Source organism: Bradyrhizobium sp. WSM4872, assembly GCF_055811715.1.
In genome coordinates, this window is the sequence record NZ_JBVVPT010000001.1 from 27,707 (window position 1) to 40,355 (window position 12,649).

Genomic DNA, 12,649 nt, shown 5'->3' on the forward strand with positions numbered 1-12,649 from the left:
AAATGCCCTATGCTGTCCTATGGCTGAGTTGTCGCAAAGCATCTCCTGTGATCTCAGCGGCCTTCCGGTCGCACCGGCCGACATCCATGCCGCCGCCGAGACGATCCGCGGCGCCGTCGTCGAGACGCCCTGTAGCTACAGCCGCACGCTGAGCAATATCTGCGGCTGCGACATCTGGCTGAAATTCGAGAACCTCCAGTTCACGTCCTCGTTCAAGGAGCGCGGCGCGCTCAACCGCCTCAAGGCGCTGACGCCGGAGGAGCGCGCCCGGGGCGTCGTCGCGATGTCGGCGGGTAACCACGCGCAGGGCGTCGCCTATCACGCCAAGCGGCTCGGCATTCCCGCCACCATCGTCATGCCGGTCGGCACGCCCATGGTGAAGGTCGAGAACACCAGGCATCACGGTGCCGAGGTGGTCGTGACGGGCGCCACGCTGGAGGAGGCGGCCGCGTATGCGCGCAACCACGGCGAAGCCCGTGGCATGATCTTCGTCCATCCCTATGACGATCCGCTTGTCATCGCGGGGCAGGGCACTGTCGGGCTGGAAATACTCAAGGCCGTGCCGGAGCTCGATACGCTGGTCGTCCCGATCGGCGGCGGTGGCCTGATCAGCGGGATCGCCATTGCCGCGAAATCGATCAAGCCGTCGCTGCGGATCCTCGGCGTCGAGGCCTGGCTCTACCCCTCGATGTACAACGCCATCCACGACGGCAATCTGCCGGCGCGCGGCGACACGCTCGCCGAAGGCATCGCGGTGAAATCGCCCGGCAAGCTCACCACCGAAATCGTCCGCCGCCTCGTCGACGACATTGCGCTCGTCAACGAAGCCGAGCTCGAGCGCGCGGTGGCGACCCTGATCTCGATCGAGAAGACGGTCGTCGAAGGCGCCGGCGCCGCCGGTCTCGCCGCGCTGATGTCCGACCCGTCCCGTTTCGCCGGCCAGAAGGTCGGGCTGGTGCTGAGCGGCGGCAATATCGACACACGGCTGATCGCATCGGTCCTGACCCGCGAGTTGGCGCGCGAGGGGCGGCTCACCCAGCTGTCGCTCGACATCCCCGACAGGCCCGGCCAACTGGCTGCGGTTGCGGCACTGCTGGCCGAGGCCGGCGCCAACATCATCGAGGTCTCGCACCAGCGCACCTTCTCGGATCTTCCGGCCAAGGCGACGCTGCTGCAGCTGGTGATCGAGACCCGCGACAGCGCCCATCTCGACGAGGTCATGGCGAAGCTTGGCGCATCCGGATTGAGTGCGCGCTGTACCTGAGCGGTGCATGATCGCCGCTATCGCGGCGTCAAACCCGCCAAATGGGCGATCAGCCGATCGATCTCGGCTTCCGTATTGTAGTAATGCGGGGAGGCGCGCACCACCGGCGGCAGCGAGCGAATTTCGGCATCGATGCGCGTGCTCGACGGATCTGAGGCACCGATCGTGATGCCGGCTGCGGCCGCGTCGCTGACGACGGCTTCCGCCTCGTAGCCTTCCACCGTGAAGCTGACGATGGCTCCCGGAGCGCGTCCGAGGTCGCGAATTCTGATGCCGCGAATGGACGCAAGGCCACCCCGGAGGCGGTCCGCCAGCATGCGGCAACGCTGCTCGATGGGGCTGATCCCGATATCGAGGGCATAATCGACAGCCGCGCCGAGCCCAAGCCGGGCTGCGTAGTTGTTCTCCCAGGTCTCGAAACGGCGCGCATCGTCACGCAGCCGATAAGCGTCTCGCGAGACCCAGGGTGCGGCGAAGTGGTCGATCATCGGCGGTTCGAGCGCCTGCAGCGTCGCGCGGCGGACGTAGAGAAAGCCGGTGCCGCGCGGGCCGCGGAGGAATTTGCGACCGGTCGCCGACAGCATGTCACAGCCGATGGCCTCGACGTCGACCACCATCTGTCCGACCGCCTGGCAGGCGTCGAGGAGATAAGGAATGCCTCGCGCTCGCGCGATCTTCCCGACGGCCGCAGCCGGATTGACCAGCCCGCCATTGGTCGGAACCCAGGTGATCGCAATCAGCTTCACGCGCTCGTCGATCATGCGTTCGAGCGCGTCGACCTCGAGCTCGCCGCTGGCATCGCTCGGCACGATGTCGATCGCGACGCCTGTTCGCTTCGCGACCTGAAGAAAGGCGACATAGTTGGCCGCGTACTCTGCTTCGGCAGTCAGGATCCGGTCGCCATCGCGAAACGGAAGCGCGTAGAACGCCATCTGCCAGGCAACCGTCGCGTTCTCCATCAGGGCGATCTCATCGGGCGCGGCATTCAGCAGGCGCGCCACGGCGCCGTAGACTGAATCAAGCCGGCGGGCCTCGTGGTCGGCGGCCGCATAGCCTCCGATCTCGCTCTCCAGATCGATATGCTGCTTCATGGCTTCGACGACAGGAACGGGCATGAGAGCCGCACCCGCGTTGTGCAGGTACGCAAGCCGGGAGGTGGCTGGCGTGTCGGCACGTATTCGCCCGATGTTGATCAAGTGCGCCGCCTTTGCTCTCGCGATCGTCCCGAATAGATTAGACCGGCGAGGAATGCGGACAAGAGGCCAGCTGCAACATCTGATCTCGTCTCAGATGCAGAGGCCGAGCAGCTTGATGTGGCAACCGCTGGATTTCGGCTTGCTCGCGGGCGCGGCCTCGCGCTTCACGGCAACCAGAGGTTCCCCGTCTTTCCTGCCTTTGCCTTTGCCCTTCGGCTCGTAGTCGCCGGCGATCACCATCGCCCAATAGGTGCGTTTGCCGCTGGCGTTTTTCGCGCTCGCGATCCCGACGCGGGAAGCGTTGTGCAGCAGCAGGTTCTTGCGGTGTCCCGACGAGTCGATCCACTGTCCCAGGGTCTTCTCGAAATTGTCGTAGCCGTAGGCGATGTTCTCGGCGGCGCGGCCTGCGCCTGCCGGTGCGACGCGGCGGTTGAACGGGCCGAGTGCGTCGTGACTGAGGTCGTCCTTTGTCGCCATCGCGCGCGCCTGGTCCATGGCGATGCGGTCGAGGGTTGAATCGCGGACGACGCGGACTTCACCATGCTTGAGGCGGAAGCTCGAGATCAGCTCGGCCGGGGACTCGGCCATCGCGGACGTGGTGGCGAGCAGCAGAAGGCCGGCGATCAGGCCGCCAACCACACGGTGCATCATCGTCCCCCGAGTGCCCATGACCCCGCCAAGTCCCTCCGCCAAGCTCGAATATCGGATCGCTTCTCTATCGCCAATGTGGACGCTTCAAGGCGTGATCCACGCTAGCCCGCCGGCAGATCGGCCTCGAAATTGAAGCGGTCGCGCAGGTTCTTGCGCTGCTCCAGGATGTCCTTGAGGAAAGCGCGGTCCTGGTCGTTCTTCATCATCGGCTCGATCAGGTCGAGCTGGTTCATGGCGACCAGTTGCAGGATCTCTGTGCGCGGCTTGCCGTCGGCGTTGCGTGGTAGTGCGTGCACGACCTGGATGTGTTCCGGCGGCTTCGGCCCCTTAGCGGCGCCAAGCTCGTTCCGCAATTGGCCTTCGAGCGCGGCCTGATCGGCTTCGACGAAGGCATAGAGCCCGACACCGGAGCGGCGGTCGGCAAAGGCGACGATGGCGGTGTCGCGCACGGCGGGGTTCTTGCGGATCAGTTCCGCCAGCACCGGCGCGTCGTTGACGAGCCGGCGGCCGCCGCCTTCACGGTCGGTGAAGTTGAACAAGCCGCGGGTGATTGCCCGATAGACCTTCTTGCCGGTCGCGAGCCACAGGTTGGCGGCGAAGGACTTCTTCGCCAGGATCTTGCGCTCACGCGGCGTCAGCGCTTCAGGCGCGTAGGAGCGCTTGTGCTTGAGCAGATGCCGCAAGTCTTCATAGGCGAGGGTGCGATAGAGCCGGCCGCGTCGGTTGAAGCAAGCCGCGAGCTGGAAGTCGGTCACGTAGGCGAGCCCGTCGCGGCCGACCAGCCAGTTCTGTTCCTTGGCAAGGTCGTTGTGGCAGATGCCGGCGCGGCGCAGCCGGCGCAGCGCGGCCTTGGCCGAGCGAAAATAGGCGAGGTCCCCATGCGGCTTCGCCAGATGCAGCGCGACGCCGTCGACAAAGCCACGCACCAGTGCGCGGCGTCCGGCCCACAGCAGCTCGGGGCCGACATCGAGGCCTTTGGCGAGCACCAGCGCATGCTTTTCGCGGGCGAACAGATGGCGGGCCAAAAGGAATGACCACCACGGCACCTCGTCGAGGCGGCGCAGCACCGCGTCGACCTCGCCGTCGTCGTCGCGGAAGCGGCCGCGCTCGACAGTCGAGAACACGTCGCGCTTGAGCAGCACGCCCTCGATCCAGCGCGCCGAGAGTGTTGCGGCGTCGTCTTTGGGAAGGTTCATCGAAAACTCACGCCGCGGCGGCAATGCGCAGGTGATCGGCGATCCAGCGATCGAGATCGGCGAGCGCCAGGGCGCTCATCGCCTGCTTCTTGGCCACCGTCTTCTCGTTGCCGCGCAGCCGGCTTCCGTCGGGCTTTTTCGTCGGTGCGCTGGCGAGCGGCGGGAACAGGCCGAAATTGATGTTCATCGGCTGGAACGAGCGCGTGCCGGGCTCGATGGTCTCGATATGGCCGCCGGTGATGTGGCCGAGCAGGGATCCGAGCGCGGTCGTGCCCGGCGGACTCGCAAGCGTCTCGCCGCGCACGTCCGCTGCCGCATAGAGGCCGGCAATCAGGCCGACGCTGGCGGATTCCACATAGCCCTCACAGCCCGTCATCTGGCCGGCAAAGCGCAGTCGTGGTTGTGCGCGCAGGCGCAACTGGCCGTCGAGCAGCTTTGGCGAGTTGAGGAAGGTGTTGCGATGCAGGCCGCCGAGGCGGGCAAATTCGGCCTTCTCCAGCCCCGGAATGGTGCGGAAAATGCGTTGCTGCTCGCCGTATTTCAGCTTCGTCTGGAAGCCGACGATGTTGTAGAGCGTGCCGAGCTTGTTGTCCTGGCGCAGCTGCACGATCGCGTAGGCCTTTGTGGTGGGATCGTGCGGATTGGTGAGGCCGACCGGCTTCATCGGCCCGTGGCGGAGAGTCTCGGGGCCGCGTTCAGCCATGACCTCGATCGGCAGGCAGCCGTCGAAATAGGGCGTGTTGGTCTCCCATTCCTTGAACTCGGTCTTCTCGCCGGCAACCAGCGCTGCGACGAAGCCGTCATACTGCTCCTTCGTCATCGGGCAGTTGATGTAGTCGGCACCGGTGCCGCCGGGACCGACCTTGTCGTAGCGCGACTGGAACCAGGCCACCGACATGTCGATGGTTTCGCGGTGCACGATCGGTGCGATCGCGTCGAAGAAGGCGAGGGCGTTCTCGTCGGTCAGCTCGCGGATCGCGTCGGCCAGCGGCGCCGAAGTGAGGGGGCCGGTCGCAACGATGACGTTACTCCACTCGGCCGGCGGCAGGCCTGCGACCTCGCCGCGGGCGATCTCGATCAGGGGATGATCGTTCAGCGCCTTGGTGACGGCCGCTGAGAAGCCGTCGCGGTCTACCGCAAGCGCGCCGCCGGCGGGCACCTGGTTGGCGTCGGCTGCGCGCATGATCAGCGAATCGAGGCGCCGCATCTCGGCATGCAGCAGGCCGACGGCGTTGTTGGCGGCATCGTCCGAGCGGAACGAATTGGAGCAGACGAGCTCGGCAAGCCCATCGGTGCGGTGTGCCTCGGTCATGCGGGTCGGCCGCATTTCGTGGAGCACCACGGGCACGCCGGATTTGGCCACCTGCCAGGCGGCTTCGGAGCCGGCAAGGCCTGCGCCGATCACGTGCACAGTAGTTGATTGGGGTCCTGTCATGGGCGGACAGGTAGCGCTTTTCGGCGGTCAGTGGAATCGCCGAGATCGAGTTTTCTGCCTCCGGATGCGACAACGCCCGCACGAGGCGGGCGCTATCGGTTCGTCCGGTTAAGGGCTGAACGATATCAACCCTGATACTGACCGGCGGCAACGCGCGGGATGTCCGAGCGATCGAGGCCGATATCGGCCAGCTCGCGATCGCTGAGCTGGGACAGCTCGGCAACATTGCGCTGATAGTCCCGGAAAGCCTGGATCATGCGGATGAGCGAGAGCAGCATTGGTAGTCTCCTGTAGTTCGATTCAGCTCTTGCCCGAGCCTCATCGTTGAAATGAATATAGATGAGAGTGGTGCAGTGCGAAAGTTCCGATGTTGCGATGCAGCTAAGCGTTGGATGCATGGCATCGGTAACGGACGATTAACCCAGGAGCACTCCCGCCCAAAGGGTGGGCGGAATGGGAAAAAGGTGCTGGAAATGCCCTTCAATTCACGGATTTATCGCAGATCAGCCGGTTCCATTCGCATGCAAATAGGTTGCTTTTCGGTCGTCAGCAAGCTGGTTGACTAGCCTCTATACCCAAGTCTTGCATGCGCGAATCGCATGATAGCGGAGTAATAGAACTGAATCATAATTCAATTACCGGCAGTCGCGTACCCTTTGCCAGCTGTAGGCAGCGGTGCGATTGGACCCGCGGATCGACATGACGAGGACGCTGGTGCAGTGGCACACACGCCGAACTATGGGGCTGCTAGGGGGCGCGCGCGAGCTGGGTGGCGAAATAAGCGATGGTCTTGGAGTAGACCTCGCTCTTGTTCCACTGCTGCAGCACCGCGAAGTTCGGGCTGCCCGGCTGCCAATCCTTGCCCTTCTGCCAGCCATAACCGGCAAGATAGTTCGCCGTGGAAGCGAGCACGTCGGGGGCGTTGTGCAGGAGATCGCGCTTGCCATTGCCGTCGAAATCGACGGCGTATTTCATCCATGACGACGGCATGAACTGGGTCTGTCCGAGCTCGCCGGCCCAGGCGCCCTTCATGTCGGCCGGTGCGAGGTCGCCGCGCTGGACGATGCGGAGCGCATCCAACAGCTCGGCGCGAAACTGCTCGGCGCGCCGGCAGTCATAGGCCAGCGTCGCCAGCGAGCGGATGGTCGCGAACTTGCCGGTATTGACGCCGAAATCGGTCTCGAGACCCCAGATCGCGACCAGCACCTCGCCGGGCACGCCGTAGGTCTGCTCGATGCGCGACAGCACCGAGCCGTATTGCTTCATCATGTTGGAGCCGCGCGTCAGGCGCGGCGGCACCATGCGGCCGGAAAACTCTTCGAAGGTCTGGCTGAAGACCTTCTGCGAGCGGTCGCGGTTGAGCACGTTCTGATCGAGCGTCACACCGGCGAGCCCGGCGGAAATGGCCTGTTGCGAGACGCCTTTGGCCGCGGCGTCGGTTTTGAAGTCTGCAAGCCACGCGTCGAAATTGCCCGAGCCGCAGGCAACCGCGGCGAGCGCGGGCTGAGCGGATAGGATGGATGCGGTGATGGCTAAGGCGGCGAGGGCGAGACGAGAAATCGTCGGGGTCATTCGAGCAAATAAATTCCGTGAAGTGATCTGACCGGCGTGCGCAATCTCGATGGAAACCGCGGCCAAAGCAAGGCGTATGACAGTCCGCGATCCTGCCCGCACCGGGGCAGGATCGGATCTCACGATATCGTCAGGCGTCGGTCCGATTGCGCCAGGGGAAGAGGTTGACGGGGAAGTCGGCGGCCGGCTTGCGTGGACGATGCGGCGGAGGTGGCACCGGACGCGCGCCCGGATCGGCCGCGATCACCTTGCGGTAGAGATGCCAGGTGGCGTGGCCGAGCACGGGGACCACCACGGCAAGGCCGAGGAAGGCGGGAATCGTGCCCAGCGCCAGCAGGACGGCCACGATCAGGCCCCAGGCCGCCATCGGCACCGGGTTCTTCGCGACGACCCGGAGCGACGTCACCATGGCCTCGAACGCGCCGGCATGGCGGTCGAGCATCAGCGGGAACGACACGGCGCTGATGCAGAGCGCGGCAAGGGCGAACAGGAATCCGGTGCCGCAGCCGACCACGATCAGCCACCAGCCTTGCCGGCTCGTGAGCACGCGCGTCAGAAAATCCGAGATCCCGGACGCGCCTTCATAGCCGAAAGCGGCGACGTAGATCGCCTGCGCGGTCGCAACCCAGGTCACGAACAGGGCCAGCAGCAGCGCGCCGAGGCCGAGCATGGCGCCGAAGGAGGGCGAACGCAGCACCTCCATGGCATCCCAGGCGCTGGCCTCTTCATAACGCTCCCGCCGGCTGGAGAGCTCGTAGAGACCGAGAGCGGCGAACGGGCCGATCAGGGCGAAGCCAGCGGCCAACGGAAACAACAACGGCAGCACTGAATAGCCCATCACCACGCGGGCGAGCACGAGGCCCAGCACGGGATAGATCACGCAGAGGATGATGGCGTGGCTCGGCACCGCCTTGAAATCGTCCCAGCCGCGCTTGAGCGCATCGTGCAGATCGGAGAGTTGGATGGTTCGGATCACCGGTCCAGCCGCTTCGGCGGTCTGGCCCATAGTTGGGACATTGCCCTGGTAGAGTGTGGCCATGGTCGCTAGCTCCCTTGCCATGCGGCCGCATCTGGCGCCAGCAACGGCGCAAGTGGCCGCTATTCTGAATTTCGCGATCCCGACCAGACGCGAATTCCGGATGGCGTCGCGAACTGAACATCAACCGTACGCCCATTTGCGAGTCCTGTCCCTCACGCTTGGGTGAGATTCGATGCCGCAGCGCAACCTCGACGATGTCATTCGGTCGTCATTTCGCCGCAGATAAGCTGATGCTGCGTGTTGGTTCGCGGAACTTCGCGGGCGCAACGACGCATCTTGGTCTATAAGGGCCACTCAAGGCCCTTCCACGGGTCCTTTTCGGGGAGCAGACATGAGCATTTTCGGGAAAATTATGGGCGCGATCTTCGGTAGCCATCCAGCTTCCGCCGCGCCCGCAGGCAGCGCACCGTCGGGCAGCGCGCCCGCAGGGGCCGCGCCGGGCGGATCGGCGCCTACGGCGACGGTGGACGTTGCCTCAATCGTCGACGCCGCGGTCGCCGCGCACAAGGGCGAAAAGCTGGAATGGCGCACCTCGATCGTCGACCTCATGAAGGCGCTCGACATCGATTCCAGCCTCGCCGCGCGCAAGGACCTCGCCAAAGAGCTCGGCTACAGCGGCGACACCAACGATTCCGCAAGCATGAACGTCTGGCTGCACAAGCAGGTGATGTCCAAGCTCGCGGCGAATGGCGGCAAGCTGCCGCCGGAGATCAAGCACTGACCGATCGCCCGCTCGCAATCCAAGGGCCCGCGATCGCGCGGGCCCTTCTGCATTCAGGCGACGAGATCCGCATCTTCCGGATGTCTGTCGAGATAGTCGACGACGAAGCCGCAACCGGCGATCACCTTCCTGCCGTCGCGACGGATCAATTCCAGCGCGCCCTTGACCAGCTCGGAGCCGATGCCCCGGCCGCGCAGCGCACGCGGCGTCTCGGTGTGGGTGATGATCACCGCCGACGGCGTCAGCCGGTAATTGGCGAAGGCGATCTCGCTGCCGACATCGAGCTCGAAGCGGCTTCTGTCCTTGTTGTCCCGTACCGATGGCGCCATGCAAAATCCTTCCGACGTACTGCTTGCCTCTGATCTAGGCGCCTGAACCAGCCCTTGCCAAGGTGCGACCAAGAGAGGTTGCCGCAGGGGAGATATCCGGAAAATGCGTGTCCCGCTCAGCCGCCTGGCGCTGCTCGCCGCGCTGATCTCGCCGGCGCCGGCGCCGGCTGCGGCGGCAGGCGGTCCGGCTTGGGAGGCTTGCGTCGAATTGACCAGCACGCCGGACGAGCGGATCAAGGCTTGCTCGACCGTGATCGATACGAAGAGCGAGAGCGGACCCCGGCTCGCCGGCGCCTATTGCAATCGCGGTCATGGCCTCGCGGAGAAGCGCGAGCTCGACGCGGCGCTGTCCGATCTCGACGAGGCGGTCAGGCTCGACCCCGGCTATGCCTGCGCCCACAACAATCGCGGTCGCGTCTACAGTTTCAAGCGCGACTATGATCGCGCCATCGCCGATTACGACCAGGCCATCAAGCTCGATCCGTCGCTGGCGCTGGCCTACGGCAATCGCGGCGAGTCGCGTTTCAACAAGGGCGATCTCGACGGTGCGTTCGCCGACTTTGACGCCGCGATCAAGCGCGATCACAAATACGCCATGGCCTACGCCAATCGCGCACTGGTGTATTACCGCAGGCACGACATGGCGCACGCCATCGCCGACTACACCACGCGGATCAAGCTTGCGCCCGATCTGCTCGCCTATATCGACCGCGGCAACGTCTATCGCGACAGCGAGCAGCTCGATCGGGCTGCCGCCGATTATGGCGAGGCGATCCGTGTTGCGCCGACCGACGCGCGCGGCTGGCGCAATCGTGGCGTGATCCGGCTCTATCAGGGCGACAGCAAGGGCAGCCTTTCCGATTACGACAAGGCGCTGCAATACGATCCCTCCGACGTGTTCTCGTGGAACAATCGCGGGCAGGCCAAGCTGCGGCTCGGCGACAAACAGGGCGCGATTGCCGATTTCAGGAAGGCGCTGGAATTGAAGCCGGGCCTGCCGACAGCGCAGGAGTCATTGCGGAAGCTCGGGGCGTTGTAGCTCCCGGCCGCTTCTCGCGACGACGGGGCTGCACCTCCATCAGGTCCTGAGAGTCCGGATGCTTCAATCGGTCGCCTTGGCGAGCCGGGAATCCTCCGGCTGCCCCTGCGGTCGCAGGCAACCCTGGCAGATGACGAGGGAACGGTTGACCTTGGCGTCCTGTTCCGCCTCGACGCCATCCTGCGCCTGCCACCATTCTTTCGAATAGGGCTGAAGCCCGGCTTGCGACCTGTTGCGCTCGGATCGGGCAGTGCGTGCTGGTTCCGAGGCGGCGCGCGGGTGATTGGGATTTTCGCCGGCGCCGTCCCAGGCATAGCGGGCAGGCCTGAAGGCGGGATCGGCGGCGAGGTGCGCTTGTGGGCCCACGGCGCATCCGGCAAGCGCCAGCGATAACAGGAGGAGGGCGGGCGCTTTGACCATGATGCGGCACTCTGTACGCGAGAACTGAGTGAGGTTGCGCCGATCATGTTTAAAATTCCCTGAATGGTGGGATGGGCTGCGCTGCGCCCGGCAGCCTTGCAGGGGTCTTGGCGATGGCGATAAATGGGCTGCAATGAGCGGGCGGCTCGCGTGCCGTCCGCCGCCGAAGAGGAAGCCCGATGCAGCCCCTGCGCATGTCCCGCCGCGTCATGAATCTCGCTCACATGCTGACCCAGAATGCGCGGCGGCATGGGGCACGTCCCGGTTTCGTCTGGGGTGACCGATCCTGGACCTGGCGCGAGATCGATGCGCAGGTCTCGGCGCTGGCGGCAGCGCTCGCGGCGCGCGGCATCGCCAAGGGCGACCGTATCCTCGTCCATTCGAAGAACGGCGATGAGATGTTCTTCTCGATGTTCGCCGCGTTTCGCCTCGGCGCCGTCTGGGTGCCGACCAATTTCCGCCTGATGCCGGACGAGGTCGCCTATCTCGCGCAGGCTTCCGGCGCGAAGGCTTTTCTGTGCCACATCGATTTTCCCGAGCACGCCGCGGCGGTGAAGGGTGGAGCGCTGGAATTCACCTGGAGCATCGATGGTCGGGCGCCATTTGCCGAGACCTCGGTTGCGCATGCCGTCGCGTCGCGCCCCGGCACGGTGGTCGAGAACGTCGCGGTCGAGCACGACGATCCCTGCTGGTTCTTCTTCACGTCGGGGACCACCGGCCGCTCCAAGGCTGCGGTGCTCACCCACGGTCAGATGGGCTTTGTCGTCACCAATCATCTCGCCGATCTCACCCCCGGCGTCACCGAAGCGGATGCTTCGCTGGTGGTGGCGCCGCTGTCGCATGGCGCTGGCGTGCATCAGCTGGTGCAGACCGCGCGCGGCGTGCGCACGGTGCTGCTGCCGACGGAGAAATTCGACATCGACGAGGCGTTCCGCCTGATCGAGGCGCATCGGGTCAGCAATCTCTTCGTGGTGCCGACCATTCTGAAGATGATGGTCGAGCATCCCGCCGCCGACAAATACGATCATTCCTCGCTGCGCCAGGTGATCTATGCGGGTGCGCCGATGTATCGCGAGGACCAGAAGGCTGCGCTGAGAAAGCTCGGCAAGGTCATCGTGCAATATTTCGGCCTCGGCGAGGTGACCGGCAACATCACCGTGCTGCCGGCGGCGCTGCATGACCCCGAGGACGGGCCGCACGCGAAGATCGGCACCTGTGGCTTCGAGCGTACCGGCATGCAGGTCTCGATCCAGGACGACGAGGGCCGCGAACTCGGCGCCAACCAGAGCGGCGAGATCTGCGTGATCGGCCCCGCGGTGCTTGCCGGCTACTACGACAATCCCGAAGCCAATGCGAAGGCGTTCCGCAACGGCTGGTTCCGCACTGGTGATCTCGGCCACATGGACGAGGAGGGGTTCGTCTACATCACGGGACGAGCCTCCGACATGTACATCTCCGGCGGCTCCAACATCTATCCGCGCGAGATCGAAGAGAAAATATTGACCCATCCTTGCGTCGGCGAGGTCGCGGTGCTCGGCGTGCCCGATGCGACCTGGGGCGAGGTCGGCGTTGCCGTCTGCGTCGCCCGCGAAGGCGCGAAGCCGGTGAGCGAAGCGGAGATGGCGGCGTTCCTGTCGCCCAAGGTGCCGCGCTACAAAATGCCGAAGCGGTTCTTCTTCTGGGAGGCCTTGCCGAAATCCGGCTACGGCAAGATTCCCAAACGGATGGTTCGCGACGAACTCGAGGCGCGCGGGCTGCTCGATCTCGACAAGACACGGGCAAGCTGA

General features: G+C 65.0%; 13 protein-coding genes. 4 read left to right on the forward strand and 9 right to left on the reverse strand.

Features of this window, described 5'->3' with window-relative positions; translation table 11 throughout:
- The first annotated feature begins 19 nt into the window (after positions 1-19).
- Positions 20-1,264, forward strand: coding sequence for a threonine ammonia-lyase (locus AC0L3C_RS00140; RefSeq protein ID WP_473406839.1), 1,245 nt, complete (start codon positions 20-22; stop codon positions 1,262-1,264).
- A 17-nt stretch (positions 1,265-1,281) separates the two neighbouring features.
- Here the strand turns inward: AC0L3C_RS00140 and AC0L3C_RS00145 are convergent, their stop codons facing one another.
- From AC0L3C_RS00145 to AC0L3C_RS00175, 7 genes are all read right to left on the reverse strand, one after another.
- Positions 1,282-2,460: an aminotransferase class V-fold PLP-dependent enzyme gene (locus AC0L3C_RS00145; protein WP_473406840.1), complete on the reverse strand. Its 1,179-nt coding sequence runs from the start codon at positions 2,458-2,460 to the stop codon at positions 1,282-1,284.
- Positions 2,461-2,550: 90 nt separating this feature from the next.
- A complete protein-coding gene (locus AC0L3C_RS00150; protein WP_473265833.1) occupies positions 2,551-3,108 on the reverse strand; it encodes a CAP domain-containing protein in 558 nt (185 codons plus the stop codon).
- Between the two features lie 104 nt (positions 3,109-3,212).
- Entirely contained in the window at positions 3,213-4,307 is a 1,095-nt protein-coding gene (locus AC0L3C_RS00155; RefSeq protein WP_473265834.1) for an AMP-binding enzyme, read from the reverse strand.
- A gap of 7 nt (positions 4,308-4,314) precedes the next feature.
- Entirely contained in the window at positions 4,315-5,742 is a 1,428-nt protein-coding gene (trmFO, locus tag AC0L3C_RS00160) for a methylenetetrahydrofolate--tRNA-(uracil(54)-C(5))-methyltransferase (FADH(2)-oxidizing) TrmFO (RefSeq protein ID WP_473406841.1), read from the reverse strand.
- Between the two features lie 125 nt (positions 5,743-5,867).
- Positions 5,868-6,020, reverse strand: a complete 153-nt coding sequence (locus tag AC0L3C_RS00165) for a DUF1127 domain-containing protein (protein ID WP_007590701.1) — start codon at positions 6,018-6,020, stop codon at positions 5,868-5,870.
- A 469-nt stretch (positions 6,021-6,489) separates the two neighbouring features.
- Positions 6,490-7,314, reverse strand: a complete 825-nt coding sequence (locus AC0L3C_RS00170) for a lytic murein transglycosylase (protein WP_473406842.1) — start codon at positions 7,312-7,314, stop codon at positions 6,490-6,492.
- Positions 7,315-7,444: 130 nt separating this feature from the next.
- Entirely contained in the window at positions 7,445-8,353 is a 909-nt protein-coding gene (locus AC0L3C_RS00175; protein ID WP_473265837.1) for a DUF2189 domain-containing protein, read from the reverse strand.
- Between the two features lie 331 nt (positions 8,354-8,684).
- On the opposite strand from AC0L3C_RS00175, the gene AC0L3C_RS00180 reads away from it, so the two are divergent.
- Positions 8,685-9,074 (forward strand): DUF3597 domain-containing protein, encoded by a 390-nt coding sequence (locus AC0L3C_RS00180; RefSeq protein ID WP_473406843.1) that lies wholly within the window; start codon positions 8,685-8,687, stop codon positions 9,072-9,074.
- 53 nt (positions 9,075-9,127) lie between these two features.
- Here the strand turns inward: AC0L3C_RS00180 and AC0L3C_RS00185 are convergent, their stop codons facing one another.
- Entirely contained in the window at positions 9,128-9,403 is a 276-nt protein-coding gene (locus tag AC0L3C_RS00185) for a GNAT family N-acetyltransferase (RefSeq protein ID WP_018458006.1), read from the reverse strand.
- Between the two features lie 103 nt (positions 9,404-9,506).
- On the opposite strand from AC0L3C_RS00185, the gene AC0L3C_RS00190 reads away from it, so the two are divergent.
- On the forward strand, positions 9,507-10,442 hold the full coding sequence (locus AC0L3C_RS00190; RefSeq protein ID WP_473406844.1) for a tetratricopeptide repeat protein: 936 nt from the start codon (positions 9,507-9,509) through the stop codon (positions 10,440-10,442).
- Between the two features lie 63 nt (positions 10,443-10,505).
- Here the strand turns inward: AC0L3C_RS00190 and AC0L3C_RS00195 are convergent, their stop codons facing one another.
- A complete protein-coding gene (locus tag AC0L3C_RS00195; protein ID WP_473406845.1) occupies positions 10,506-10,862 on the reverse strand; it encodes a hypothetical protein in 357 nt (118 codons plus the stop codon).
- 179 nt (positions 10,863-11,041) lie between these two features.
- Between AC0L3C_RS00195 and AC0L3C_RS00200 the strand changes: the two genes are divergently transcribed.
- Positions 11,042-12,649, forward strand: coding sequence for an acyl-CoA synthetase (locus AC0L3C_RS00200; protein WP_473406846.1), 1,608 nt, complete (start codon positions 11,042-11,044; stop codon positions 12,647-12,649).